Consider the following 26,156-nt stretch of genomic DNA (forward strand, 5'->3'; position numbering starts at 1 on the left):
GCTGGTTCTGCGGCCCACCCCCCCCCCCCCAAAAAAAAAAGGTCGTGGATGGGGGGGAGGGCCCTGGGGCCCGCCCCCCCGAGGGGAAGGCCCGGGGGGGGGGGGGGGGGGGGCTTAGGTTTCGGTGCGGTACATGAGGTCGACCTCGTGGGTGGTGAAGCCGAGGCGTTCGTAGACGGAGAGGGCGGCGGGGTTGTCGGCGTCGACGTAGAGCAGGGCGGCGGGAAGGCGGCGGTCACGGGCGAGGTGGCGGAGCCCGACGGCGGTGAGGGCGCGGCCGAGGCCGGAACCCTGCTCGGCGGGGAGGACGCCGACGACGTAGACCTCGCCCAGCCCTTCGGGGTGGACTTTGGTCCAGTGGAAGCCGACGAGGTCGTCGCCGCGGAAGGCGAGGAAGAAGCCGGCGGGGTCGAACCAGGGCTCGGCGAGGCGGTCGGAGAGGTCGCGCTGGGTGAGGGAGCCCTGCTCGGGGTGGTGGGCGAAGGCGGCGGCGTTGACGGCGAGCCACGCGGCGTCGTCGCGCCCGGGGACGAAGGTGCGGACGGTGATGCCGTCGGGCAGCCGCGGCTCGGGGAGGTCGGCGGCGTCCGGGGTCAGGGGCCGCCGCATCTGCCGCAGCTCGCGGAAGAGCTTGAGGCCGAGCTGGACGGCGAGGTGCCGGGCGGCGGGGTGCCCGCCGTGGGCCCAGACGCGTACGCGCCTGCCGGTGGCGTCCAGAAGGGCCGCGGCCAGGGTGCGGCCGTGGCCGCGGGAGCGCCGCGCGGGGTGGACGACGAGTTCGGCGGAGGGCGCCTCGACCGGGTCCGAGCCGTCGATCTGCGCGTATCCGGTGAGGTCGGCCCCGGCCCCGTCGGCCCCCCCGGCCCCGTCCTGTCCAGGCGTCCACAGCAGCAGGTGCCGTACGCCCTCGCGCGCGCCGCCGCGCACATGGAGCCGTCCGCTCTCGGAGACGGCGGGCTGCCCGTCCGCGGCGGTCGCCGCCTCGATCAGGCCGAGCACCGCTTCGGCGGTGTCAGCGGGCAGTTCTGTCAGGGCCTCGATCCGCGCGTCGGTCATGCGGAGATCGTACGGCGGGTGCCCCCGGCATCGGTGGCGGCGGGTGCCCGCGGAGCCGAAAGCGTCGGTCAGGCCGAGACCGTACGGCGGGCGCCCTCGGCGTCGGCGGGGGCGGCGCGGCGGGGGATCGGGATGAGGACGGCGGAGACGCAGGTCGTGGCGGCGGCGAGGGCGAAGCCGGGCCAGTAGGCGGTGGCCGAGATGACGGCGGCCATGACCGGCGGGACGACGGCGGCGGTCAGATTCTGGCCGGTGTTGTGGACCCCGAGGGCGCGACCCGACCAGGCGGGGCCCGCGTGCTCGGCGGTGGAGGTGAAGGACAGGCCGTTGGTGCTTGAGGTGATCGCGATGGCGGCGACCAGCAGCACGGGGGTCAGCGGGGAGGGGAAGGCGGTGCTCACGGCGGTGGCGGCCACCACGGCGGTGGTCAGGACGGCGAGCTGCCGCATCGGCCGCAGCCGGTCGCCGACCCGGTCCGACCAGCGGCCGACCAGGATGCGGGACACCGCGCCCAGACCTTGGGCGACGGCGATGAGCTGCCCGGCGTGCACCGGCGACCAGCCGCGTACGTCGACCAGCAGCACCAGCGCGAAGGCCCCCGCGGTGAACTGCGGGATCACCAGCAGCGCGGCCGACCCGTGGATGCGGGGCAGCAGCCGCGAGCCGCGGTACGGGTTCGGCGCGGGTCCTGCCGCGGCGGCCTCGGCGCGCGCCGGGTCGGCGGCGAAGACCGCGATCAGCACGGCGATGACGGCGCAGATCGCGGCGAGGAAGCCGAAGGCGCCGCGCAGCCCGTGCGCGGCGGCCAGCGGCGGCATGGCGAGGGCGGCCACGCCCATGCCGAGCGGGGTGGAGGTCTGCCGGATGCCCATGGCCAGCCCGCGCTCCTCGGCGGAGAACCAGCCCATCACCAGGCGTCCGCTGGCCGAGTAGACCGAGGCGCCGGACGCGCCCGCCAGCACCAGCAGCGCGCCGAGCGCGACCATGCCGTGCGCGGCCCAGGCGGCCCCGCCGAGAGCGCCGGCCGCGATGCCGAGGCCGAGCGCGATCACCACCCGCTCGCCCCACCGGTCGGCCGCCGCGCCCCACAGATAGAGCGCGAGCACCAGACCCGCGGTCGGGCACGCCACCAGGAAACCGACCCGCGTGAGGCTCAGCCCCTGCTGGCCGCGCAGCTCGTCGGCCAGATACGGGACCCCGTACACGAAGGCGCAGGCCGCGGTCTGCGCGGCCGTTCCCAGCGCCAGCATGATCCAACGACGCACGTCGGAAGCACCTCCTCGGTGAGTGGGTGGTGCATCCAACTATGGCGGCTGCTCCGCAGTTTGAGACAGTTCGTTTCGCATCGTGAGACCCGGTGCGGCGACATCGCGCCACCGGACCTCACCCGGACGATCCCGGCCCACCGGGCGGTAACCGGGTCTTAACCCCCGCCCCCCTGCCGCGCTACGCGCGTTGACTCTATGCTGCCCTCCGCGTGACCCGTATTTGACCAGTTGTTGACTTCATCTGACGGCGGCTGACCCCAGCCGACGCCAGTCCTTGATCCGAGGGGATCCATGTCTCTGACGCGCAGAATCTCCGTCGCGGCCGTCGGGCTCGTGGCCGTCGGCGCGCTTGTCGCGGCCGGGCCCGCCCAGCACGGTGGCGGCCACGACCGGCCCGGCCACCCCGGAAAGCCGGGCCACGGGCAGTCCGGCAACACGGTCGACCTCCAGTTGCTGACGATCAACGACTTCCACGGCAATCTGGAGCCCCCGGCCGGCTCCTCCGGCCGCGTCACCGAGCAGCAGGCCGACGGCACCGTCAAGACCATCGACGCCGGTGGCGTCGAGTACCTGGCGACCAGCCTGCGCAACGCCCGCAAGGGCCACGACCGTTCGCTGACCGTCGCCGCGGGCGACCTGGTCGGCGCGAGCCCGCTGCTGTCCGGCCTCTTCCACGACGAGCCCACCGTCGAGGCGATGAACAAGATCGGCCTCGACGTCACCGGCGTCGGCAACCACGAGTTCGACGAGGGCAAGGACGAACTGCTCCGTCTCCAGAACGGCGGCTGCCACCCGGTCGAGGGCTGCTACGAGAAGGGCAAGAAGTTCAAGGGCGCCGACTACCCGATCCTGTCGGCGAACGTCGTCAACGAGAAGACCGGCCGCCCGCTGCTCGCCCCGTACACGATCAAGAACGTCAAGGGCGTCCGCGTCGGCTTCATCGGCGTCACGCTCAAGGGCACCCCGAACATCGTCACCGCGTCCGGTGTGAAGGGCCTGAAGTTCCTCGACGAGGCCGAGACGGTCAACAAGTACACGGCCGAACTGCGCAAGCGGGGCGTCAAGTCGGTCGTCGCGCTGATCCACGAGGGCGGCTTCCCGGTCTCCGGCAGCTACAACTACGACTGCGACAGCGGCGGTCCCGGCACCGGCATCTCCGGCCCGATCGTGGACATCGCGAAGAAGATCTCGCCGGACGTCGACGCGCTGGTCACCGGCCACACCCACAACGCGTACGTCTGCACCATCCCCGACCCCGCGGGCAAGCCCCGGCTGGTCACCAGCGCCTCGTCCTTCGGGCGGCTCTACACCGAGCTGGACATGAAGGTCGACAAGCGCACCGGCGACATCGTGCGCACCTCGGTCAAGGGCAGCAACCACGTCGTGGACCGCGTCCAGCCCAAGGCCGCCGACATGACCTCGCTGATCACCCGCTGGAACGCGCTGGCCGCCCCGATCGCCAACCGCACCGTCGGCTGGATCAGCGGCGACATCGCCCGCACCGGCACCAACGAGACGCCGCTGGGCGACCTCATCGCCGACGCGCAGCTCGAATACGCCAAGACCCTCGACCCGACCACGCAGATCGCGTTCATGAACCCCGGCGGCATCCGCACCGACCTGGTCTACGCGGCCTCCGGCAACGAGGGCGACGGCGTCGTCACCTACGCCGAGGGCTTCGCCGTACAGCCGTTCAGCAACACCGTGAACCTGGAGACGCTGACCGGCGCGCAGCTCGTGACCGCGCTCCAGCAGCAGGTCAGCGGGCCGAACGAGGCGGCGACGAAGATCCTCCAGATCTCGGCCGGGCTCACCTACACGCTCGACCTGACCAAGTCCGGCGCGGCGCGCGTCGTCGCGGACTCCGTCAAGCTCAACGGCGCCCCGATCGACCCCGCCGCCAACTACCGCGTCGCGATGAACAACTTCCTGACCGGCGGCGGCGACGGCTTCCCCGTCCTCGCCCAGGGCACGTCCCTGCTGATCGGCGGCGACGACCTGGCCGCCTTCGCCACCTACCTGACCGCCCACTCCACGGCCGCGGCGCCCCTCGCCCCGCCCGCCGCCGACCGGGTCACCGTCATCAAGTAGGGCTCAGAGCACGGTCATTCGTCGAAACCGGCGAATACGGTGGAGCCGCCGGACGACACGGCGGGCCCCTCGGGCGGCGCGGTCGGCGCTCCCGGCAGCCGGAGGGCGGCGAGCGTGCCGCCCCCCGGCGCCCGGGTCAGCGCGACCTCGCCGCCCGACTGCTGCACCGTGCGCGCCACGATCGACAGCCCGAGCCCGCTGCCCGGCAGCGACCGCGCCGACGGCGACCGCCAGAACCGCTCGAAGACATGCGGCAGTTCGTCCTCCGGGATGCCCGGCCCGTGATCGCGTACGGTGAGCTGCCCGTCGGCCAGCCGCACCTCGATCCCGCCGCCGGGCGGGCTGAACTTCACCGCGTTGTCCAGCAGATTGACGATCGCCCGCTCCAACGCGGCGGGCTCCGCCCGCACATACCAGGGCGCCAGCTCCGCGCTGATCTTCAGGTCGGGCCCGCGCAGCCGCGCACGCTCCAGCGCCGTCTCCGCGCTCTCGTGCAGCGCCACCACCTCAAGGGTCGGTACGGCGTCCGGCCGGGACAGCTCCTGCAAGTCGCCGATCAGCGAGGCCAGTTCGGTCATCTGCGCCTTCACCGACGCCATCAGCGCCTTGCGGTCCTCCGGCGGGATCGCCCGGCCGGTGGCCTCACTGCGCTCCAACAGCTCGATGTTGGTCCGCAACGACGTGAGCGGCGTGCGCAGTTCGTGCCCCGCGTCCGCGATGAGCTGCTGCTGCCGGTCGCGCGACGACGCCAGCGCGGCCGTCATCGCGTTGAACGACGCGCTCAGCCGGGCGATCTCGTCCTCACCCTCCACCGGGATGTTGACGTTCAGATCCTCGGTGCGGGCGATGTGCTCCACCGTCTCCGTCAGCCGGTCCACCGGCCGCAGCCCCGTCCGCGCGATCCACAGCCCCGCGCTCGCCGCGCCGACCACGCCGATCCCGGCGACGGCCAGCAGGACCCAGGCCAGGGTGGTCAGCGGGCGGTCGACATCGCTCAGTGGCCGGGCCACGGAAATCGCCGCCGGCTGGAGATTGATCCGTGCCTGTGAGGTGTAGACGCGCAGCTTCTGGCCGTTGGGCGCGGTCACCGTGTGGAGGGCGTCGCGTCGCTGGCCGTCCGCGACCGCGTGGTCGGCGGGGCCGACGGGGATGGTCGTACGGCCCTGCACCCAGCAGGGCGTGCCGTCGGAGAGCACCACCTGGGCCAGGGTGTTGGTGGTGATGAAGCCGACGGAGCCGCCGTTGGCGCCCTGCGTGCTGTTCATCGCCGGAACGCTCGACTGGCAGCCCTGGGTGTTGAGCGTGCGCGAGATCTGCTGCACCGGCACGATGTCCGGCTGGCGCAGCGACTTGTCCAGCTCGCTCATGAGCTGGTCGCGCACCAGCAGCCAGCAGACCAGCGACACCACCGCCACCGCCACGGCCACCGCCGCCGCGGTGAGGATGGTGAGCCGGGACCTCAGGGGGAGCCGCTTCACGCGTGGCCGCCGTCCGGGGCGCGCAGGACGTACCCCACTCCTCGTACCGTGTGGACGAGCCGTCGCATGCCGCCCGCCTCGGTCTTGCGCCGCAGGTACATGACGTAGACGTCGAGGGAGTTGGACGAGGGCTCGAAGTCGAAGCCCCAGACGGACTTGAGGATCTGCTCGCGGGTGAGGACCTGGCGCGGGTGGGTGAGGAAGAGCTCCAGCAGGGTGTACTCGGTCCGGGTCAGCTCGACCGGGCGCCCGTCCCTGGTGACCTCGCGGGTGGTGGTGTCCATCCGCAGATCGGCGAAGGTGAGCGCGTGGCCGCCACCGTCGCCTTCGTGGCCGACGGTGGCGTAGGAACTGCGCCGCAGCAGGGCTCTGAGCCGGGCCAGCAGCTCGTCCAGCTCGAAGGGCTTGACGAGGTAGTCGTCGGCGCCCGCGTCGAGGCCGGTGACGCGGTCGCCGACGGTGTCCCGCGCGGTGAGCATGAGGATCGGGGTGGTCACTCCGGTGGCGCGCAGGCGGCGCGCCGTGGTGAGGCCGTCCATGCGCGGCATGAGGACGTCGAGCACGATCGCGTCGGGGCGGTACGCCTCCGCCTGGTCGAGGGCGGCGAGCCCGTCCGCGGCCAGGGCGGTGTCGTACCCCTCGAAGGCGAGGCTGCGGCGCAGGGCCTCCCGTACGGCGGGCTCGTCGTCCACGATCAGGATGCGGGCGGGGGCCTCGCCGCTGTCGCCGGGGCTCATGGTGTCGGGTACCTCACTGATGGACATCGGAATGGTGCCGGAACTCTCTCAGCGTCGCACGGCGCGCGTCCCGCGTCGTGCGGTCCCGCGGTGCGCGCGGCTCACGGGTTTCGCGGAGGCGGAGACCTCGGCGGGGCGCGGGGCCGACTCCCGCCGGACGGCCCGGTCCGCCGCCGCGTCGCGGGCCGCGCTGGCGGCGATGTGGGCGAGCGGCAGGTCGAGATCGGCGGGCCCGGTGGCGACGGCCGCGTTGTGCGGACTCCAGGAGACGGCGGCACTGAGGGCGCGGCGCAGCCGGTTGGCGCTGACGGTGAGGGTGCTGCTGCTCATGGCGTTCTCCCAGGGTGGTTCGGGGTGGTGCCGTTCTTTCCGGAGGGGCGGGGGGGACGGACGGTTGGGTAGGCGGAGGGTCGGTGAGGCGGAGGGTCGGTGAGGCGGAGGGGCGAGGGCGGCCCCTCAGCTGTTCCGCGTGCCCGCGGTCCCGTCGGCTCAGAAGCCGCCGAAGCCGCCGCCGCTGTTACCGCCGGTGCTGCTCCCGTTGCCGTTGCCGTTGCCGTTCCCGCTGCTGCTGCCGTTGTTGTCGGTCGTGCCGCTGCCGCTGCCGCTGGTGCCGCCCGCGCGCAGGCTCGCGAGGTCGGACTTCACGGTGTTGATCGGGATCGCGAAGCCGAGGCCGACGCTGCCGGAGCTGCTGCCCGAGGAGGAGGCGTCGGAGTACATCGCGGAGTTGATGCCGATGATCTGGCCGCTCATGTTGATCAGGGCGCCGCCGGAGTTGCCCGGGTTGAGCGAGGCGTCGGTCTGGATCGCCTTGTACGTGGTGGTGGAGTTGCCGGTGTCGCCGTTGTACTGGTTGCCGCCGAAGGAGAACGGCCACTGGCCGTTGCCCTGGCCGCCCTGGCCTTGGCCCTGGTTCTCGTCGGTGGACACGGTCACGTCGCGGTTGAGCGAGGACACGATGCCGCTGGTGACGGTGCCGGTCAGGCCCTCGGGGGAGCCGATGGCCACCACCGAGTCGCCGACGGCGATGTTCGAGGAGTCGCCGAGCGTGGCCGCGGGCAGTCCGCTGGCACCCTGCACCTTGATCAGCGCGAGGTCCTTGGCGGAGTCGGTGCCGACCACCGTCGCGGTGGCCGTCTTGCCGTTGCTGTACGTCACGGACACCGAGGTCGATCCGGCGACCACGTGGTTGTTGGTGATGATCTCGCCGCCGCTGGTGATGATGACACCGGCGCCGGTGGACTTGCCCGCGCCGGACGTCGCGTTGATCTCGACGACGCTGGGGCTGACCGCCTTGGCCACGCTGCTGACGCTGCCGTTCACGACGCTCGCGTTGACCGCCGAACTGGCCGTCGTCGTCGTTCCGTTGTCGTGCGTCGCGTTGCCGATCAGGGCTCCCGCGCCGCCGCCGATCACACCGGCCGCGAGCGCGACGGCGGCGAACAGCGCGACGGGCTTGCGGGCCTTGCGGCGGGGAGCGGGCGACGCCCCGGCGACGGCGGGCGTGGCGGGGTCGTACGGGGGCGGCGGCGGGAAGCCGGTCGCGGAGGGGGCGTCGTAGTCGGGGGCCTGGCGGTACTGCGGGGCCTCCGGCTCGGAGACCTGGGGGGCCTCATTGCCGAAGTAGAGCGGAAGCTGCGGTTCGTCCGGGTTCTGGTGTTCGCCGCCGGTGCGGCTGCTCTCGGTCATGACAATGACTCTGTGCCCGGAAGATGAGAGCTTCCTGAGCACTCGCTGAGAAGCCCGGCAGAAGTGGGTATGCCCCATATAAACAAGATCGGGAACGCCCGGTCCCGACCGCCCGCGACCGCCCGTACACCGCGGCCCGCCCGCGACCGCCCGTACACCGCCGCCCGTGCACCGCCGCGCGTACGGCTACGCGCGGCGGCCGTGCGCCCCGGCTCCCGCGGCTACCCGTGGCAGCCGCACGACCCCCGCACCACGAGCCGGGAGGGGAACTGCCGCAGCCGCTCGCGCCGGGCGCCCGGCACCCGCAGCGAGTCGTCGAGCACCGCGTCCACCGCCGCCCTGGCCATCGCCTGCCGGTCGGAGGCGACCGTGGTCAGCGGCGGATCGGCGAGCGCGGCCTCCTTCACGTCGTCGAACCCGGCGACCGCGAGCTGTTCCGGCACGTCGATCCGCAGCTCACGCGCGGCGCGCAGCACGCCGATCGCCTGGTCGTCGGTGGCGCAGAAGATGGCTGGCGGCCGGTCGGGCCCGGCCAGCAGGCCCAGCGCGACCTCGTAGGCGTCGTACCGGTTGTACGGGGCCTGGAAAAGGCGGCCCTCCGTGGACCGCCCCGCCTCCTGCATGGCCCGCTGCCAGCCGACCACGTGGTCGGTGACGGGGTCGCCGATCACCGGCGTCTTCTCCATGCCGCCGAGGCAGGCCACGTACGCGTGGCCGTGCTCCAGCAGGTGGCGGGTGGCGAGCTGCGCGCCGCCGATGTCGTCGGTGACCACGGCGATGTCGTCGATCGCCTCGGGCCGCTCGTGCAGCAGCACCACACGCGCGTCCCAGGCGTCGATCTCGGTCGCCGCGTTCTCGCTGGGGCCCTGGCTGATCAGGATCAGCCCGGAGACCCGCATGCCGAGGAAGGCCCGCAGGTAGTGCACCTCGCGTTCGTCGAGGTAGTCGGAGTTCCCGACCAGCACCATCTTCCCGCGGTCCGACGCGGCCTGTTCCACCGCGTGCGCCATCTCCGCGAAGAACGGCTGGCGCGCGTCGGGCACGATCAGGCCGATGAGGTCGGTACGGCGGCTCGCCATCGCCTGGGCCACACGGTCCGGGCGGTAGCCGAGCTGCTTGATGGCCGCGAGCACGCGCTCGCGGGTGGCCGGGGCTACCGGCCGGGGTCCGTTGTTGATGACGTAGCTGACGACCGCGGTGGACGTCCCCGCCAGCCTTGCCACGTCGTCACGCGTCACCTTGGGCACGTCGCGCAGTCTACGCGTGTCTATCCAGTCGTCACATGGCTCGTCATACGGTCTGTTCGGCGGATTTCAGCCGCTCGACGGGGACGTCCGCGGGCTCGTCGGAACGCTGCGGCCCGCGGCCCTGCGCGGCCTCGCTCCTGGCGGCCTCCTCGGCGGCCCGCTCGACTTTCTCCGGGGTCACGAAGCGGTAGCCGACATTGCGGACGGTGCCGATCAGCGACTCGTGCTCCACGCCGAGCTTGGCGCGCAGCCGCCGTACGTGCACGTCCACCGTGCGGGTGCCGCCGAAGTAGTCGTAGCCCCACACCTCCTGGAGGAGCTGGGCGCGGGTGAAGACCCGGCCCGGGTGCTGCGCCAGGTACTTCAGCAGCTCGAACTCCTTGAAGGTCAGGTCCAGAACCCGGCCCTTGAGCTTCGCGCTGTACGTGGCCTCGTCGACCGACAGGTCGCCGTTGCGGATCTCCATCGGGCTGTCGTCCGTGGTGATCTGCTGACGGCCCATGGCCAGCCGCAGCCGGGCCTCCACCTCGGCGGGACCCGCGGTGTCCAGCAGCACGTCGTCGATCCCCCAGTCCGCGGTCACCGCGGCGAGTCCGCCCTCGGTGACGACCAGCATCAGCGGGCAGCCGGGCCCGGTCGAGCGCAGGAGCTGACACAGGCTGCGCACCTGCGGCAGATCGCGGCGGCCGTCGATCAGGATCACGTCCGCGCCCGGGGTGTCCACCAGGGCCGGGCCCTCGGCGGGCGCCACGCGGACGCTGTGCAGCAGCAGCCCGAGCGCGGGCAGCACTTCGGTGGAGGGCTGGAGGGCATTGGTCAGAAGCAGGAGAGAACTCACCGGCAGCTCCCGTCGGTCGTCCGGACGTTTCGTCGGTGTGCTCGTGGCTGTGCGCGGTTTCCGCACGCGGTGCGCTTGCTCATTTCCGAACCCTCCTCGGTCCCTGCGAGGACGTACCTCGTGCCGGAAAGCACGAAAGGACCCGGGGGCGACATTGCCCAGGTCCTCTTGCACGGAAGAATAGCCCACATGGACAGCCCTGCCGAGACCGATGACCAGCGTTTCCGTGTAGCACCGATCACTTCCGGCGACGGTAATGCCGCTGGGCGGAGAACGCTCCTGACGGCCGACGGCGTACGGATCGAGGCGGAACACCGGCCCGCGGACACGGAATCGGCGGTCGATACGGCGGACCGGACAGGTGATGTCCGGCGCGTCGAAACGACCCGTGAATCGGCCGCCGATTCGAGGGGTGAATCGGCGGCCGAAGTGCGCGAATCGATGGCCGAAGAGCGCGAATTGGCGATCGTCGTGGCCCATGGATTCACCGGTGCGCTGGAGCGGCCCGCGGTGCGCAGGGCGGCCCGTGTCCTCGGCGGTTCGGCCGGTGTCGTGACCTTCTCCTTCCGCGGTCACGGGCGGTCCGGCGGCCTGTCCACGGTCGGCGATCTCGAAGTGCTCGACCTCGACGCGGCCGTCTCCTGGGCCCGCCGCCTCGGCTACCGGCGGGTGGCCACCGTCGGCTTCTCCATGGGCGGCTCCGTGGTCCTGCGGCACGCGGCGGGACAGACGGTGCACGCGGCGGTGTGCTCGGCGGCGGGGCCTCATGACGTACGCGGCAACGACGCAGGCGGGGACGGCGTACGTGGCGACGTACGACGGAACGCGCGGGTGGACGGGCGGGGGGTCGTGCGCCCGGCGCGTGACGGGCGCACGACGGCGCATTCACCGGCGCGTGTGGACGCGGTCGTCTCCGTCAGCTCGCCCGCCCGCTGGTACTACCGCGGCACCGCGCCCATGCGCCGCGTGCACTGGGCGATCACCCGCCCGGCGGGCCGCCTGGTCTCGCGGCTCGGCCTGAAGACCCGCATCCGCGCGGCGGACTGGGACCCGGTGCCGCTCTCCCCGGTCGAGGCCGTCCCGCTGATCGACCCGGACATCCCGCTGCTCATCGTGCACGGCGACCGGGACGGATACTTCCCGCTGGACCACCCGCTCTCGCTGGCCGACGCGGCCGGGCGGGACCGGGCGGAGCTGTGGATCGAACCCGGTTTCGGCCACGCGGAGAACGCCGCGGACGACGCGCTGCTGCGCCGGATCGGCGACTGGCTGACGGGCCGCGTTCCCGCGAGGTGACGTGGACGGGCCATGATGGACGCCGCACCACACGTCAGACACGCACGGCGAGTGACACGCACGGCAAGTGACACGTACGGCGAGCACAGGACAGAACGAAGGACGGAGCCGCGATGGCCGCACCCGACACGGCCGCGCGCCCGGCGGCGGGCACGATCCGCTACTGGGCCGCCGCCAAGGCCGCCGCGGGCACGGCGGAGGAGCCGTACCGCGCGGCGACCCTCGCCGACGCCCTGGCCGCCGCACGCGAACGGCACGCCCAGCGCCCGGAGTTCGCCCGCGTCCTGCTGCGCAGCTCCTACCTCGTCGACGGCAACCCCGTCGGCACCCGGGACCACACTTCGGTCGCACTGGCCGACGGCGGCACGGTGGAGGTCCTCCCACCGTTCGCGGGAGGATGACATGACCAACGAATGGCACGGCTTCCAGCCCGGCGACGAATCCGGCCGGCGGCCCGCGGACCCGGACACCGCCCAGGGCGACCACGACGGCCGCTCCCCGTCCGACCCGAACCACGCCAGGCACCGAGCCCCGGGTGACGCGCCAACCGGCGGTGGCTACGACCCCGGCTACGGCGGTCAGCTCCCCGGCACGTACCCGGCCGAGGGCCACGGCGGCACCTACGTCCCTGGCTCCTACGCACCCGAGGGACACGACTCCGGGTACGGCAGCCACGGGGGCCCGTACGGCGGCCAGGCGCCCGAGGGCTACCCGGCCGCGGGGTACGGAGCGCCCGGGGACAACGGCGGGACCGCGTATCCGGGCGGCGGCCACGGCGCGGGCCAGGACGCCGGGTACGGCGGAACCGGCGGCGGTTCGTACGGCGGCCAGGCACCCGGCGGGCCCGCGGGTCAGGGATACGCGGGCCAGGGATACGCGGCGCCCGGTGGCGCGTACGCCGGTGACGGTCAGGACGGCGGCGGCCGGCACGCCGGTCAGGGGGCCGGGGTCTATCCGGTCGGCGGCCACGACGAGGGGTATGGCGCGCGCGAATACGGGGACTACCCGGACGGGGGCCGGACGTACGTGCCGGAGCCGCTGGCCGGGCCCATGCCGCCGTACTCGGAGCCGGGGGCGCCGTACGCGCCGCCGACGCCCGGGGACGCGTGGGGCGGGCACGCGGGAGGCGCGGACTGGGCCCAGGGAGCGGCGCACCCGCACCCGCAGGCGGGCGGGGTCGAGCAGACCGCCGTGCTGCCGGTGGTCGAGAGCCTGCCGCAGCAGACGCCGGGCAGGCACGGCGACCAGGGCCAGGGCCAGTCCCCGGCCCAGGGGCAGCCGCAGGCACCGGTCAGGACCGGCTCACCGATCATCGCCCCCGGGCTGGAGCCCGCGGCGCTGACGGCGGCGCTCGGCCTGCTGATGGCGGGCGGCGCGGCGCTCGGCAAGCCGGGCCTCGCGGTGCTGCTGGTGGTGCTCCAGGCGGTGACGGCGGCCGGATGGTTCCGGCTCAACGGCATGTGGCCCGCCCGGCAGGGCATCGCGCTGGCGTTCCTGTCCGGCGTGACCGCCGACATCGGCCTGCTGATCGCCGGTGACGACCACGGCCCCGCGGTGCTGATCGGCACCCTCGGCGTATGGCTGCTCCTCGTGCTCGTCCTGCAACTGCGGCACCACGGCTCGGCCGACGAACGCATGTCCTCGCTGACGGCGACCTCCGCGTCCACGCTGCTCACGGTCGTCGCGGCGGGCTACCTCGCCACCGCGGCCTCCGACGCCGGGTCCGATCCGGTCGTGGTCGGCGCCGTCGCGGTGGCCCTGGCGGCCCTCGTCCGCGCCCTCCCGCTGCCGGGCGCCGCCTCCGTCGTCGTGGCGCTGCTGGCCGCCGCGGCCACCGGCTTCGCCACCGGACCGGCCACCGGGATGAGCGGCGGGGACGCCGTCCTGCTCGCCGCGGCCTGCGGTGTCTGCGCGCTGATCGGCCTGCGGGTCGCCAGCTACGACTTCCCGTCCCGTTTCGTGCACTTCACCGCGGGTGTGGCGCTGCCGCTGACCGCCGCGGCCCCGGCCGTCTACATCCTCGGCCGCGTCCTCACGGGCTGACGGCGACCACCGGCTCGATCCGCCCGCGCGGTGATCCGTCCGCGCGGGCGGTGATCCGTCTGCCCGGGCGGTGGTCCGTCCCCGTGGGCGGTGAATTGTTCGCACAGGCGGCGCACAGGTCACGTGCGCACCGTGTGAAGGGCGGATTGAGCCGCGGTAACGGTTGGCCGCGCGGGGAACCGTCGGGTCTGCCCCGCCGTCAGGGCTGAGGGGAGATCAGCGGGGAACGAGCGGGGAGCGACAGCACATGCGAGTGGCGCGGACAGTTCTGATCGTCCTGGTGATCCTCGGCGGCCTCTTCGTCGCGGCCGACCGGATCACGGTGTCGGTGGCGCAGAACAAGGCCGCCGACCGCGCCGCGCTCACCGAGGGCCTGACCACCAAGCCCAAGGTGTCCATCGAGGGCTTCCCGTTCCTCACCCAGGCCGCCGGCGGCAAGCTGGACGAGGTCAAGATCTCCGCGAAGGACATCGCGGCGGGCAACGGCGAGCAGACGCTGCGGATCGACTCCTTCCACGCCGACCTGCACGGCGTACGGCTCTCCGACAGCTACCGGCGGGCGGTCGCGGACACCGCCGACGGCATCGCCTTCCTCACCTACGAGGACCTGACGAAGGCCGCGCCCACCGGGATCACGGTCTCGTCGGCGGGCGACGCCAAGAGCAAGGACGGCGGCGCGCTGGTCAAGATCACCGGCGAGTTCATGGGCGCGAGGCTGAGCGTGCTCAGCGAGGTGACGGTGCGCGGCGCCGACGAGATCGGCCTCCAGGCGGCGGAGCTGCCGAAGGCGTTCACCGAGCTGGGCCTGGAGGACCAGGTGCGGCAGCAGATCGACTTCACCCGGCAGCTCACCCACCTGCCCTCCGGGATCGCGCTGACGTCCGTGACCAGCACGCCGGACGGGCTGTCGGTGGCGGCGGGCGGCAAGAACGTCGTTCTCGCCAACTGAGACGGCGGTGTCCGTACCGCAGTCCTCCGCAGGTGGGCGGGGTGACCGTATCGCCCGATCGGGTGGTTCGGAACGGTCCGGCATGGGGTATTAAGCCGCTCGTACGCCGTCGGCAGGCCGCCGGACGGGCCGAGACACGGGTTGCGTGGCATGGTGATTCCGCCATGCGGACAATCTTGTCTCGGTATATGACACGACGGTGACACCTACGGGTTGATATCCCTACGATCGGGACCATGAAGCGACAGGCGGATCTCACGAAGCGGCGGGCAGTCGACCTGTGCCGCGTCGCCGCCATGCTCTGTCGCATGCCCTAGGGGTGGCGGTTCCTCCGTGCCGATGCCGGCCGTAACGGCCCCCGGCGCAGCCTGCCTCCCCTGCCTGCCAGGCGAATCCCCGCGCATCACGCGCATCGCGTATCCCTCGCAAGCCCCGCGCGCCCGTCGCGCACCGCACATCCGTACTGCCCCGGAGGAGAAACAAGATGAGCCGCAGTGACGTCCTGGTGGACGCCGACTGGGTCGAGGCCCACATCGACGACCCCAAGGTGGTCATTGTCGAGGTCGACGAGGACACCTCGGCCTACGACAAGAACCACATCAAGAACGCCGTCCGCATCGACTGGAAGACCGACCTCCAGGACCCGGTCCGCCGCGACTTCGTGGACCAGGCCGGCTTCGAGGCGCTGCTGTCCGCCAAGGGCATCGCCAACGACGACACCGTGGTGCTCTACGGCGGCAACAACAACTGGTTCGCCTCCTACGCCTACTGGTACTTCAAGCTGTACGGCCACGACTCCGTGAAGCTGCTCGACGGCGGCCGCAAGAAGTGGGAGCTGGACTCCCGCGACCTGGCCGTGGACGTGCCTGAGCGCCCCGCGACCACGTACAAGGCCAAGGAGCAGGACACCTCGATCCGCGCCTACCGCGACGACGTCGTGGCCGCGATCGGTTCGCTGAACCTGGTCGACGTCCGCTCGCCCGACGAGTTCTCCGGCAAGCTGCTCGCCCCGGCGCACCTCCCGCAGGAGCAGTCGCAGCGCCCCGGCCACGTGCCGAGCGCCCGCAACATCCCGTGGTCGAAGAACGCCAACGACGACGGCACCTTCAAGTCGGACGACGAGCTGACGGCGCTGTACGCCGAGGAGCAGGTCGACCTGGCCAAGGACACCATCGCGTACTGCCGCATCGGCGAGCGCTCCGCGCTCACCTGGTTCGTGCTGCACGAGCTGCTCGGCCAGGCCAACGTCAAGAACTACGACGGCTCGTGGACCGAATACGGCTCGCTGGTCGGCGTTCCGATCGAGCTCGGCTCCAACTGACCCCGGAGGACTGAACGTTATGTGTGGAGCCAAGGCCGGTGGGCCCGATCTGGCAGGAGTTGACGTGGCGAAAGAGACGATCATCCAGGGATCGGTGACCCGCGACGGCGAGCCGGTCACCGGTTACGTCCGGCTGCTCGACGGCGGCGGCGAGTTCACCGCCGAGGTGCCGGTCTCCGCGACCGGGCAGTTCCGTTTCTTCGCGGCCCCCGGTACCTGGACGCTCCGCGCCCTCGTCCCCGGCGCCACCGTCGACCGCACCGTCGTCGCCCAGCAGGGCGCCCCGTCCGAGGTCGCCATCGCGGTCTGACCCCGCCGTGAAGGGCCGCACCCCGCGCAAGGGGGCGCGGCCCTTCGCTGTGCCGGAACCCCGTCCGGCGGGGGGTGCGCGGCGGGTGCTGATCCGGCGTGGCGGACGTACCGTTGAAGGGTGAACGCGCGTCGCCGTCACTGGTATTTCGCCATGATGGGCACCTGCGTGGTGCTGTTCGTCATGGCGTGGTCGGTTGTCCGCATCTGGTCGGTGCCGGCGGCCATCGCGATGTGCCTGGTGGCGATGGTGATCCCGCCGGTCGCGGCGATCGTGGCGAACCGGAAGGGCCCTGAGGACCGGTGGTGGGACGAGGAGCCGCTGCGGCCCGAGGAGCGCAAGCCGACCGGGAAAGAGCGCGATGACCCGCCCCCGCCGGGCGCGACCTCGATGGAGGAGCACCGGAGGATGACCCCGGCGCGGTCCGAGCGCCAGAGCTACGGTTCGTCCGGCGACCCGGAGTCCGACCGGTGGTGGGACGAGCTGGACCGCGGCGGTCCGCCGTAGCGCCCGCGCCTTCAGTAGACCAGCGCCTGCACGCCGTCCGGCATGATCTCGCTGACGAAGAGCTGCGCGCCCGCGATCCGTACGCCCGCGATGACGTCCTGTTCCTTGATGTCACGGCGGGCCGCGCACTGCGAGCACAAGGTGACCTGCCCGGCGGCGAGCACCGCGTCGATCAGATCCGGCAGCGGCGCCGCGTGCGGCAGCTCGAACTCCGCCGCGCGGCCGGGCAGCGCGAACCACGCGGACTCACCGGTCAGCCAGAGCGAGACCTCCACTCCGCTGGCCACCGCGACCGCCGCCACCGTGAACGCCTGCGAGCACCGCTCGGGCGCGTCGGCGCCCGCCGTCACCTTGATCACGAGCTTCTTCGCCATCCGGCCAGCGTAGGCGCAGCCGTCCCGGAGCCGCACCGCACCCGTACCGGTGGCACCTCTGCCCTCCGGTTGTGTCGTACGTCACGCAGGCGTCGGCAAATTTCGTTGTGAAGCCGCTGTGTCGTCTCGACATAATGCGAGTCCGCGTGCATCGCACGCGTGTACGCCCGGGGGGGCTTCTGTGGAACTGAACGACGGTGGCGTACGCCGCCGCGGCCGTGGCGCGCTGTTCGGCGCCGTGGCCGGACTGGTCGCCGTGGCGGCCGTGACAGCGGGGGCGGTCGTCGCCCTCGGCTCCTCCTCCGGCCACGCCGACGCGTCCGTCGCCCCGCCCGCCAGGCCCTCCGCCGCGACAGCGGCCCCGACGACCGGCGCGGCCACGCCCTCTTCGGCAGCCCCCACGGCCGCCGCGCGCGTCCCGGGCCGGGTCTCGCACGGCGTCCACACCGGTGACCTGCGCTTCTTCCTGCTCCCCGCGCCCTCGGACGCCGACGTCTACGGCGACCCGGACGGCTCGCCGTACACCGCCGACGACATCGCGGGCAGCGCCTCCGACCCGTCCGACGCCCGAGCGGCCCTGAAGACGTACGGCTTCCGGACCGGCGCCTACCGCACCTACCTCACCGGGGACGGGGCCTTCGAGGTCAGCGCCCGGCTGATCCGCTTCGGCAGCGCGGAACAGACCGCCGCGTACGACGCGCAGCACTCGTACCAGGGTGCCCGGATTCCGCTGACCACCGCCTATCCGGCCCGCGCCTACAACCTCCAGTCCTCCTCGGCCGAGAGCACCAGCGCCGTGGTCGCCGTCGCCCACCAGGGCGACGTCCACATCACGATCACCCTGACCGGCGGCAAGGCACCGTCCGCCGCGCTGGTCCAGCGCCTGCTCGACGCCCAGTTCCAGCGGCTGAAGACCGGTCACTGACCTCGGGTCCGGCCGCGCGACCTTCTCCTTCCGAACCATCTCGTGGAGATCCCCTTGTCCCTGTCCGAAGACACCCCTGCCCAGGAGCGGGGCCCCGAGCCGGAGCCCGAGGCGCCGCCCGCGCCGGACTTCCCGCCCACGCCGCCCGCGCAGGGCCTCCCGCCCACGCCGCCGCACCCGCCGCGCTCGCCGCGCCCGCGCGGGCGCACGACGCTGCTGATCGCCGCCGCGCTGGTGCTCGGCGTGCTGGCCGGGGGAGGCGTGGGCTACAAGATCCAGCACGACCGTGAGCCGACGCCGCTGCCCCCGCTGACCGGCCCCGCGCTGGCCCAGCCGAGGGGGACGGGCCCGGACGTCCCGGCCCTCCCCGTCGCCCAGGACCGGAACGCGGTCTACGACGGCGACCTGCTGAAACTGCTCGTGCCGACGCCGAAGACGAAGGGTACGAAGGAGCTGGAACGCGGCTGGCAGTCGCTGGTCGAATACGCCGACGGCTACGGCCGCCCCGACATCGCCTTCACCCGGCTGGCCCAGAACGACTTCCGCCGGGTGGCGGGCGCCGGCTGGACGGACCCCCCCCACGACTTCTCCCATGTGGAAGTCGTGCAGTTCCGTGACGAGGCGACCCTGTACACCGGCAGGCACCTCACCGAGCAGGTGGGAGCCGCGGGCACCAACCCGCACTTCGCCCACAACGCGCCCGTGCCCGGCACCGCCGACGGCCAGGCGTGGGGCTCGGGAATGCCGTACGAGAGCGACGGCTATCTGCCGCAGTACCGGGGCATCGGATTCGCCCGCGTCGGCAACCTCTTCGTCGAGGTCGTCCTGGACTCGGAGCACCCGGTCAAGGTCAAGGCCGTCCTGTCCCTCATCAAGCGGCAACTGGAGCGGCTGTGACCGACGAGCCCGAGAACGTACCGCCGTCCGTCCCCGCCGCCCCCTTCGGGCCCCCGGCAGTACCCCCGCCCGCTCCCGCTCCGGCACCCGTGCCCGCGCCCGCTCCCGCGCCCGTGCCCGCTCCCGTACGGTCGCGGCGCGGGCCCGCGCTGATCGCCGTCGGCGCCCTGGTGGCCGTCGCGGCGGGCGGGGGGATCGGCTACGCGGTGCTGAAACAGCGCGACGACGGCACGTCGGCCAAGCCCGCCGTGGCCACGCCCTGGACGCCGCCCGCGCCGACCGCCACCGAGGAGTTCGGCGCGAAGTCCGGCGGCAGCCACTACGGCAGGCTGAGTGAGCTGCTGCTGCCGATGCCCGCCGGTTACGGGCCGGGGCCGGACGTCGAGGGCTTCGGCAACGACGTGGAACTGAACGCGACGAAGGCCGCCGACCTGGTCAAGGGCGACCTCGGCGGGCTGACGAAGAAGCAGCGCGCGAAGACGGAGAAGGCTCTCGCGCAGCTGCACATCGAGGGCGCGGGCATGCGGACGTACCGGTCGATCGAGAATCTGATCGTCGAGATCGAGATCGTCCAGATGAAGAACAAAACGGCGGCGCACGCCCAGACCGACTACTTCACCGAGTTCACCAAGGCGCTGGGCGTCTTCCGCAACGGGCCCACGATCGACGGCCACCCCGGCGCGACGTGCGTGCTGCCGCCGACCGAGCCCGGCGAAAGACTCGACGAGATGCTCTGCCAGGCCACCGAGGGCGACCTCATGGTCACGGTCACCGCCTCCGGTGTCGTCCCGCTCCAGAAGAACGAGGCCGCCAAACTCCTCGCCCAGCAACTCGACCGCATCAAGGACCCGGGAGAGGCCGTCTGATGCCCGACAATTCGCCTGCGGCTCAGCCCGCCACCCCCCTCGCGCCGCAGCCGCCGTCTCAGCCGGAGCGGCTTTCCGAGTCCCGGCCGGAGTCCCAGGGGCCCGGCGACGCGCCGGCCGTCGAGCCGCACCTCCTTCCCGTGACCCGCCGCCCGAGGCGGCGGCTGCGGGCGCTGGCGCGGTGGACGGCCGCCGTTCTGGTCTTCGCGGCGTTCGGCGGGGCGACGGCGTACGCGGTGACGCAGCCGGAGCGGACGAAGGTGCCGGGGCTCAAGACGCCGGACGACGGCCGGTGGACGTTTCCGCCGCTGGCGCTGCCGAAGCTGCCCGCGGGCAAGCCGGGCGCGCTGGACACGGGCGTCAACCCCTCGGGCCGCCACTACGCCGACCTCAGGTCACTGCTGCTGCCGCTGCCCGAAGGCGCCGTCGAGGACACCATGCTGCCCGGCGTCAAGGGCTGGGTGCCCGCCGAGGACTACGTCGGGCGGTTCGACGTCGGCGACCGCGCCGCCGCCGGGACCACGCTCACGGCACAGGGCCTGCGGCACATCGCGGGCCGCGCCTGGTCCATGCCGGACGGCACCCGTACGCAGATCTACCTCGTGCAGTTCGTCAGCACCGCCTACGCCGGTGACTACGCCACCAGCGCCGAGTACACGACGCTGACCGGCGTCGACAGCAAGGAGGGCGACAACTCCGTGGAGTCGGACTCCCTGCCCGTCCCCGTCACCGTCTCCGCGTACGCCCAGACCCCGCCGTACGACGACACGGCGACGCGGTACGCCTTCGTCCACGCCGGGGACACGCTGGCGCTGGTCGTGCAGTCGACGGGCCGGCAGGCGGGCGTCAAGCGGGGCACACCCGCGGTGCCGTTCCGCCAGACCGTACGGCTTCAGGCGCAACTGCTCGGCTGAGCGCCTGAAGCCGCGGGCGGCGGGGCGGGGCGGCGGGGCGGCGGGGCGGGGCGCTGGGGCGCACGTCACGCGGCCTGGCCGCGCCTTCGGACGGGCGGCGCACTAGACTCGTGCGCGGCCCGTCCGCATGATCCGTCCGAGGAGCACGTCCCGTGCAAATTGAGTATGTCTACGACGCCCTGCTCGTGCTCGTCTGCCTGGGCGTCGCGCTCTTCGCGTTCTACGCGGTGAAGAAGCTCTACCAGGGCCAGCGCTGACATGATCGAGATCCCGTCCGACCTGCACCCCGACCTCGTACCGCTGGTGTTCCTGCTCGGCCGGTGGGAGGGCGCGGGCGTCCACGACTTCCCGGGCTCCGAGAAGTGCAACTTCGGGCAGGAGGTCGTCTTCACGCACGACGGCCGCCCGTTCCTGGAGTACACCTCGCACTCGTGGGTGCTGGACGAAGCGGGCAAGAAGGTCAGGCCGCTGGAGAGCGAGAGCGGCTTCTGGCGGATCGACAAGGACCGCAAGGTCGACGTCACCACCACGCGTGACGAGGGCGTCGTGGAGATCTGGACCGGCGAGCTGGCCGACGGCAAGCCGCAGATCGACCTGGTCACGGACGCCGTGGCACGGCTCGCGGGCGCGCCCGACTACAGCGGCGGCAAGCGGCTGTACGGGTACGTGAACAGCGACCTGATGTGGGTCGGCGAGAAGGCCACCCCCGCGGTGCCGCTGCGCGCGTACATGTCGGCGCACCTGAAGAAGGTCGTGGACCCGCGGGAGTGGGCCGCCGACCTGAAGGACCTGCCGGACGACGGCATCGCCTTCTTCAAGTAGGCCGGGCTCCACGGAGGCGGAGCCGGCCGTACGCCCCGGCATCGCGCGTACGCCCGGGTCCGCGCCCCGCGTACGCCGGGGAAGCCAGGGTCGCCTTTCCGGGACGGTCGGCTTTCCGGGACGGTCCTACACTGGCCGTGTGGTGACCATCGACTGGAAGACCGATCTGCGGCAGCGCGGCTACCGGCTCACGCCCCAGCGCCAGCTCGTGCTGGAGGCCGTGGACGTACTGGAGCACGCGACGCCCGACGACATCCTGTGCGAGGTCCGCAAGACCGCCTCGGGGATCAACATCTCCACCGTCTACCGGACCCTTGAGCTGCTGGAAGAGCTGGACCTGGTCAGCCACGCCCACCTCGGCCACGGCGCCCCCACGTACCACCTCGCCGACCGGCACGACCACATGCACCTGGTCTGCCGCGACTGCGACTCCGTCACGGAGGTGCCGGTCGCGCTGGCCGAGCCGCTGAAGGACGGGCTGCGCGCGGAGCTGGGCTTCGAGACGGACATGAAGCACTTCGCCATATTCGGCCGCTGCCGGGACTGCGCGGACAGGCGTTCGGACGCGGAGTCGTAGCACCGGCGCGGAGTCGTAGTCTTGACGGCATGACTGACGGCGTGAACATGACGGACGGCGCGACCACCGGCGTGAAGAAGAGTCCTTTGCTGTCGCTGCCCGGCGCTGTCCTCGCCGAGGGCCCCGACGAGGGAGTGGCCGCGCACTACGGCGACCTCTTCCGCGAGCAGCGCGCCCTCGCGGACGGCACCGGCTTCGTGGACCAGTCGCACCGCGGTGTGGTGACGGTGTCCGGCGACGACCGGCTGTCCTGGCTGCACCTGCTGCTCACCCAGCACGTCGAGAAACTTCCCCCCCGGCAGGCGACCGAGGCGCTGGTCCTGTCGGCGAACGGCCACATCGAGCACGCCCTGTACCTGGTGGACGACGGCACCACGACCTGGATGCACGTCGAGCCCGGCACGCAGGGCGCGCTGCTCGCCTACCTGGAGAGCATGAAGTTCTTCTACCGCGTCGAGACCGCGGACGCCACGGACGCTTACGCGGTGGTGTACCTGCCCGCCGGTTCGATCACGGCGGTGCCGTCGGAGTGGGCCGTACGGGAGACCGCGTACGGCCGGGACGTCTTCGTGCCGCGCGCCGAGCTGGAGTCCTTCGCCGCGAAGGCCGCGCCGCCGATCGGCGCGCTGGCCCTGGAGGCGCTGCGCATCGAGGCGCACCGGCCGCGGCTGGGCCTGGAGACCGATCATCGTACGATCCCGCACGAGCTGGGCTGGCTGGAGACCGCGGTGCACCTCCAGAAGGGCTGCTACCGCGGACAGGAGACGGTCGCCCGCGTCCAGAACCTCGGCCGCCCGCCGCGCCGTCTGGTCTTTCTGCACCTGGACGGCAGCGAGGTGCGGCTGCCGGGCCACGGCGCCCCGGTCCGGCTCGCCTCGGACGGCGAGGACGGCCGCGCGATCGGCTTCGTCACGTCCTCGGCCCGGCACTGGGAGCTGGGGCCGATCGCACTGGCCCTGGTGAAGCGGAACACGCCGGAGGACGCGGTGCTGATGGCGGAGCAGACGGCGGCGTCGCAGGAGACGGTCGTGGCGCCGTAGGTCCGTTGGCGCGTGTGGCATTTCGGGGCGCGGGTGCGGTGAGGCCGCTGTCGGGGGCGCGGGCTCCGTAAGCCCCTCTCGCCTGCCCCCGCCTCACCTGCCCCTGCCTCGCCTGCCTCCGCCTCACATGTCGATGACCACCGTGAACGGGCCGTCGTTCGTCAGCGAGACCTTCATGTCCGCGCCGAACCGGCCCGTCTCGACGGTCGCGCCAAGCGCCCTGAGCTGGGCGACGACCTCGTCGACCAGGGGTTCGGCGAGGTCGCCGGGCGCCGCGGCGTTCCAGGTGGGGCGGCGACCCTTCCGGGCGTCACCGTAAAGCGTGAACTGGCTGATGACGAGCAGCGGGCCGCCGATGTCGGAACAGGACCGCTCGTCGGGCAGGATCCGCAGCGTCCACAACTTGCGGGCCAGCGCCGCGGCCTTCTCCTTCGTGTCGTCGTGCGTCACGCCGACCAGGACGCACAGGCCGGGCCCCGTAATGGCACCGACGCTCTCCCCGTCGACCACGACTTCCGCTTCGCTCACCCGCTGGGCCACCGCTCGCATGCGCCCATTGTGGCCTGCCGCGCCCGCACGCCACCCACACGGGTGAGGGGGAGCGCGGGGAGGGGAACGTACGCCCGGTCGGCGGCTTCGCACAACAGTTGCGACGGCCGTTCGGGTGCAGAGTCGCTGCGGGGTGACAGGGGCAGGTGGCAGCATCGGAAGGGTGGCGGCGCAGGCGCCGCCACGGAGGGGACAACAGGCATGACCACTTCCGGCGCTGGAGAGACTTCCGGCACTGCCGTACCGACGGCGCCCACCACGAAGGGCCACCGCATGCTGAAGGCCGACGGATCTGGTCCGCTGGGTTCACGGGGTCCGCTGCGCACGCCCGCGCCGCGCAACCCGCTCGCCGACCTGCCCGCGCCCGACCTCGGCGCGCTCGACCTGGGCGCGCTGCGCGCCCTGCGCAGGGACGCGCAGCAGGAGGAGGCCGACCTGTCGTATCTGCGGCGGATGCTGCACGGCAGGATCGACATCCTCCAGGCCGAGCAGGCCAGGCGCAGCGGGCGGGACGCGCGCGGTACGGCCGCGGGGCAGGGCCCCGACGCGCCGAGTACGTCGCCCGTGCTCGACCGGCTCTCGGAGATCCTGACCGACGGGCCTTCGCGGGTCCGTTCCTCCGCCCGCCACGTCACGCTCGGCACCCCGCTGACCGAGCGGGTGCGGCAGCTCGCCGAGGACATGCTCGCCGAGGTGGAGCTGTCCGACCTCGACGCCCGCACCGACCCGGAGCTGGACGCGGCGATGGGCCGCCTGGTCCGCAACGAGCAGCAGGTCTCACGCCGCCGCCAGGCCCTCCAGCAGACGGTGGACGGGTGCAGCGCGGAGATCACCCGGCGGTACCGGGAGGGCGAGGCGAAGGTGGACGACCTGCTGTCGGACGGGTGAGGGCGGTGCCGTCGGACGCGGTGGGGCGGCCCGGCGCGGTTCGGCGCGGGGTGACGGCGGGTCGGCGCGGTTCGGCGCGGCGGCGGCGATTCGGCGCGCGGTGGCGCCGGGTCGGCGCGGGGTGACGGCGGGTCGGCGCGCCCGGCGGCTCCCCGGCCGAAATTCGGGTGCGGACGGCCGGGAGCGTCCGTAGCGTGCGCGTATGACCTCGAGCCCTGAGATCCGCACGCTGGCCGAATCCGACGTCGCCGACTGGGTGCGGGCCAAGCTCGCCGGCTTCCATCTCGCGCCCTCGGTGAGCGCGGCGGAGGTCGAGGCCCGTAGGGCCGCGTTCGACCTGAGCCGGACGCAGGGCGCTTTCGACCAGGGCCGCTGTGTGGCGACCTTCCGCAGCATGCCGCGTCAGCTCACCGTGCCCGGCGGCGCGGCCGTCGCGGCCTCCGCCGTCACGAACGTGTCCGTGACCGGCACGCACCGCCGCCGCGGCCTGGCCAGCCGGATGATGGCGGCCGACCTGGCCGCCGCCAAGGAGCGCGGCGAGCCGGTGTCGATCCTGGTCGCGGCCGAATATCCGATCTACGGACGGTACGGCTTCGGCGCGGCGACCTGGGTGACGGACTGGGAGATCGACGTGCCGCGCGCGGGCCTCGACCGGCGCTGGGCGGGTCCGACCGACGGCGGCCGGGTGGACCTCGTGACCGTCGAGGACGTACGCAAGGTCGGCCCCGCGCTGCACGAGCGGGTCCGCGCGGTGACGCCCGGCGCGATCAACCGCACCCCCTACTGGTGGGAAGTCAACACCGGACAGCGGCCGTTGGACTCCCAGCCGTGGACCGAGCCCTTCTTCGTGGTCTACCGCGACGCCGACGGCCGGGTCGACGGCCTGGCCGCGTACGCCGCCAAGGAAGAGCACTGGCCGGGCAAGTTCCCCAAGGTCGAGCTGAGCGTGCACGGGCTGATCGCCGCCTCCCCGGCCGCCGAGACCGCGCTGTGGCGCTTCCTGCTCGCGCTGGACTGGGTGACGCTGCTGAAGTCCGGCCACCGCGCGCCCGACGACCTCCTGCCGCTGCTCCTCGGCGACCCGCGCGCCGCCCGCACCGAGACCTACGCCGACTTCATGTGGCTGCGGATGCTCGACGTGCCCGCCGCCCTGTCCGCCCGCACCTACGCGGGCGGCCCCGCCGCCCTCGTGCTCGACGTCCACGACCCCGCGGGCCTGGCCGGCGGCCGTTTCCTCCTGGAGACCTCGCCCTCGGGCGCCGCCTCCTGCACCCCCACCTCGGCCTCCGCCGACCTCTCCCTGTCCGTCGCCGACCTCGGCTGCCTCTACCTCGGCGACGAGTCCCCGGTCCGCCTCGCCGCCCTCGGCCGTGTCTCCGAACACCGAACGGGTGCGGCCAGGACAGCCGACGCCCTGTTCCGCACCCCACGCCGGCCCTGGTGCCCCGACGTCTTCTGATCCCCGCGCTGACCC

General features: G+C 72.8%; 28 protein-coding genes. 18 read left to right on the forward strand and 10 right to left on the reverse strand.

Annotated features, from left to right (window positions below):
* Positions 1-114: 114 nt before the first annotated feature.
* Together mshD and ACZ4EF_RS19595 are read right to left on the reverse strand one after the other, a co-directional pair.
* Positions 115-1,056, reverse strand: coding sequence for a mycothiol synthase (mshD, locus tag ACZ4EF_RS19590; protein WP_467505626.1), 942 nt, complete (start codon positions 1,054-1,056; stop codon positions 115-117).
* Between the two features lie 68 nt (positions 1,057-1,124).
* On the reverse strand, positions 1,125-2,321 hold the full coding sequence (locus ACZ4EF_RS19595) for an MFS transporter (RefSeq protein ID WP_467505628.1): 1,197 nt from the start codon (positions 2,319-2,321) through the stop codon (positions 1,125-1,127).
* A gap of 294 nt (positions 2,322-2,615) precedes the next feature.
* Here ACZ4EF_RS19595 and ACZ4EF_RS19600 point away from each other — a divergent pair, with 294 nt between their 5' ends.
* Positions 2,616-4,415, forward strand: coding sequence for a bifunctional metallophosphatase/5'-nucleotidase (locus ACZ4EF_RS19600; RefSeq protein ID WP_467505630.1), 1,800 nt, complete (start codon positions 2,616-2,618; stop codon positions 4,413-4,415).
* A gap of 14 nt (positions 4,416-4,429) precedes the next feature.
* On the opposite strand, the gene ACZ4EF_RS19605 is transcribed toward ACZ4EF_RS19600, so the two are convergent.
* From ACZ4EF_RS19605 to ACZ4EF_RS19630, 6 genes are all read right to left on the reverse strand, one after another.
* Positions 4,430-5,893 (reverse strand): sensor histidine kinase, encoded by a 1,464-nt coding sequence (locus ACZ4EF_RS19605; RefSeq protein WP_355341884.1) that lies wholly within the window; start codon positions 5,891-5,893, stop codon positions 4,430-4,432.
* Positions 5,890-6,630: a response regulator transcription factor gene (locus ACZ4EF_RS19610; protein ID WP_391049797.1), complete on the reverse strand. Its 741-nt coding sequence runs from the start codon at positions 6,628-6,630 to the stop codon at positions 5,890-5,892. Before ACZ4EF_RS19610 ends, ACZ4EF_RS19605 begins: the two co-directional genes overlap by 4 nt.
* Before the next feature lie 48 nt (positions 6,631-6,678).
* Positions 6,679-6,960, reverse strand: coding sequence for a hypothetical protein (locus ACZ4EF_RS19615; protein WP_467505632.1), 282 nt, complete (start codon positions 6,958-6,960; stop codon positions 6,679-6,681).
* Positions 6,961-7,119: 159 nt separating this feature from the next.
* Complete coding sequence (locus tag ACZ4EF_RS19620) at positions 7,120-8,319, reverse strand: S1C family serine protease (protein ID WP_467505633.1); 1,200 nt, start codon at positions 8,317-8,319, stop codon at positions 7,120-7,122.
* A 221-nt stretch (positions 8,320-8,540) separates the two neighbouring features.
* Positions 8,541-9,566, reverse strand: a complete 1,026-nt coding sequence (locus tag ACZ4EF_RS19625; RefSeq protein ID WP_355341893.1) for a LacI family DNA-binding transcriptional regulator — start codon at positions 9,564-9,566, stop codon at positions 8,541-8,543.
* A 43-nt stretch (positions 9,567-9,609) separates the two neighbouring features.
* Entirely contained in the window at positions 9,610-10,404 is a 795-nt protein-coding gene (locus ACZ4EF_RS19630; RefSeq protein WP_355341896.1) for a response regulator transcription factor, read from the reverse strand.
* A 441-nt stretch (positions 10,405-10,845) separates the two neighbouring features.
* On the opposite strand from ACZ4EF_RS19630, the gene ACZ4EF_RS19635 reads away from it, so the two are divergent.
* The 8 genes from ACZ4EF_RS19635 (at position 10,846) to ACZ4EF_RS19670 (ending at position 16,830) form a co-directional block, all read left to right on the forward strand.
* Positions 10,846-11,700: an alpha/beta hydrolase gene (locus ACZ4EF_RS19635; RefSeq protein WP_391049742.1), complete on the forward strand. Its 855-nt coding sequence runs from the start codon at positions 10,846-10,848 to the stop codon at positions 11,698-11,700.
* Between the two features lie 113 nt (positions 11,701-11,813).
* Complete coding sequence (locus ACZ4EF_RS19640; RefSeq protein WP_391049740.1) at positions 11,814-12,101, forward strand: MoaD/ThiS family protein; 288 nt, start codon at positions 11,814-11,816, stop codon at positions 12,099-12,101.
* 1 nt (position 12,102) lies between these two features.
* The gene (locus ACZ4EF_RS19645; RefSeq protein ID WP_467505636.1) at positions 12,103-13,743 is read left to right on the forward strand and encodes a hypothetical protein; all 1,641 of its coding nucleotides are present in this window, start codon (positions 12,103-12,105) and stop codon (positions 13,741-13,743) included.
* Positions 13,744-13,990: 247 nt separating this feature from the next.
* Positions 13,991-14,692, forward strand: coding sequence for an LmeA family phospholipid-binding protein (locus ACZ4EF_RS19650; protein WP_355341908.1), 702 nt, complete (start codon positions 13,991-13,993; stop codon positions 14,690-14,692).
* A gap of 236 nt (positions 14,693-14,928) precedes the next feature.
* A complete protein-coding gene (locus ACZ4EF_RS19655; protein ID WP_355342331.1) occupies positions 14,929-15,009 on the forward strand; it encodes a putative leader peptide in 81 nt (26 codons plus the stop codon).
* Between the two features lie 167 nt (positions 15,010-15,176).
* The gene (locus tag ACZ4EF_RS19660; protein WP_355341911.1) at positions 15,177-16,013 is read left to right on the forward strand and encodes a sulfurtransferase; all 837 of its coding nucleotides are present in this window, start codon (positions 15,177-15,179) and stop codon (positions 16,011-16,013) included.
* A gap of 19 nt (positions 16,014-16,032) precedes the next feature.
* Positions 16,033-16,323 carry a DUF1416 domain-containing protein gene (locus tag ACZ4EF_RS19665; RefSeq protein WP_355341914.1) on the forward strand — a complete coding sequence of 97 codons (291 nt, stop codon included), beginning with the start codon at positions 16,033-16,035 and terminating at the stop codon, positions 16,321-16,323.
* 120 nt (positions 16,324-16,443) lie between these two features.
* Positions 16,444-16,830 (forward strand): DUF3099 domain-containing protein, encoded by a 387-nt coding sequence (locus ACZ4EF_RS19670; RefSeq protein ID WP_355341917.1) that lies wholly within the window; start codon positions 16,444-16,446, stop codon positions 16,828-16,830.
* Between the two features lie 11 nt (positions 16,831-16,841).
* Here ACZ4EF_RS19670 and ACZ4EF_RS19675 read toward each other — a convergent pair whose 3' ends face one another.
* Positions 16,842-17,204, reverse strand: coding sequence for a DsrE family protein (locus tag ACZ4EF_RS19675; RefSeq protein ID WP_355341920.1), 363 nt, complete (start codon positions 17,202-17,204; stop codon positions 16,842-16,844).
* 181 nt (positions 17,205-17,385) lie between these two features.
* Between ACZ4EF_RS19675 and ACZ4EF_RS19680 the strand changes: the two genes are divergently transcribed.
* From ACZ4EF_RS19680 to ygfZ, 7 genes are all read left to right on the forward strand, one after another.
* A complete protein-coding gene (locus tag ACZ4EF_RS19680) occupies positions 17,386-18,129 on the forward strand; it encodes a hypothetical protein (protein ID WP_401313726.1) in 744 nt (247 codons plus the stop codon).
* 54 nt (positions 18,130-18,183) lie between these two features.
* Positions 18,184-19,026 (forward strand): hypothetical protein, encoded by an 843-nt coding sequence (locus tag ACZ4EF_RS19685; protein ID WP_467505640.1) that lies wholly within the window; start codon positions 18,184-18,186, stop codon positions 19,024-19,026.
* Positions 19,023-19,892, forward strand: a complete 870-nt coding sequence (locus ACZ4EF_RS19690) for a hypothetical protein (RefSeq protein WP_467505642.1) — start codon at positions 19,023-19,025, stop codon at positions 19,890-19,892. The genes ACZ4EF_RS19685 and ACZ4EF_RS19690 overlap by 4 nt, the downstream gene beginning before the upstream one ends.
* The gene (locus ACZ4EF_RS19695; protein ID WP_467505644.1) at positions 19,892-20,806 is read left to right on the forward strand and encodes a hypothetical protein; all 915 of its coding nucleotides are present in this window, start codon (positions 19,892-19,894) and stop codon (positions 20,804-20,806) included. Before ACZ4EF_RS19690 ends, ACZ4EF_RS19695 begins: the two co-directional genes overlap by 1 nt.
* A 258-nt stretch (positions 20,807-21,064) precedes the next feature.
* Positions 21,065-21,628: a heme-binding beta-barrel domain-containing protein gene (locus tag ACZ4EF_RS19700; protein ID WP_355341934.1), complete on the forward strand. Its 564-nt coding sequence runs from the start codon at positions 21,065-21,067 to the stop codon at positions 21,626-21,628.
* 139 nt (positions 21,629-21,767) lie between these two features.
* Positions 21,768-22,205: a Fur family transcriptional regulator gene (locus ACZ4EF_RS19705; protein WP_355341937.1), complete on the forward strand. Its 438-nt coding sequence runs from the start codon at positions 21,768-21,770 to the stop codon at positions 22,203-22,205.
* Positions 22,206-22,234: 29 nt separating this feature from the next.
* On the forward strand, positions 22,235-23,245 hold the full coding sequence (gene ygfZ, locus ACZ4EF_RS19710) for a CAF17-like 4Fe-4S cluster assembly/insertion protein YgfZ (protein ID WP_355341940.1): 1,011 nt from the start codon (positions 22,235-22,237) through the stop codon (positions 23,243-23,245).
* A gap of 123 nt (positions 23,246-23,368) precedes the next feature.
* Here the strand turns inward: ygfZ and dtd are convergent, their stop codons facing one another.
* Positions 23,369-23,794 (reverse strand): D-aminoacyl-tRNA deacylase, encoded by a 426-nt coding sequence (gene dtd, locus ACZ4EF_RS19715; RefSeq protein ID WP_391049727.1) that lies wholly within the window; start codon positions 23,792-23,794, stop codon positions 23,369-23,371.
* 201 nt (positions 23,795-23,995) lie between these two features.
* Here dtd and ACZ4EF_RS19720 point away from each other — a divergent pair, with 201 nt between their 5' ends.
* Positions 23,996-24,682 carry an RsiG family protein gene (locus ACZ4EF_RS19720; RefSeq protein WP_391049725.1) on the forward strand — a complete coding sequence of 229 codons (687 nt, stop codon included), beginning with the start codon at positions 23,996-23,998 and terminating at the stop codon, positions 24,680-24,682.
* A gap of 202 nt (positions 24,683-24,884) precedes the next feature.
* The gene (locus ACZ4EF_RS19725) at positions 24,885-26,141 is read left to right on the forward strand and encodes a GNAT family N-acetyltransferase (RefSeq protein ID WP_355341946.1); all 1,257 of its coding nucleotides are present in this window, start codon (positions 24,885-24,887) and stop codon (positions 26,139-26,141) included.
* Positions 26,142-26,156 lie beyond the last annotated feature (15 nt).

This window comes from Streptomyces sp. NPDC025721, assembly GCF_055558595.1.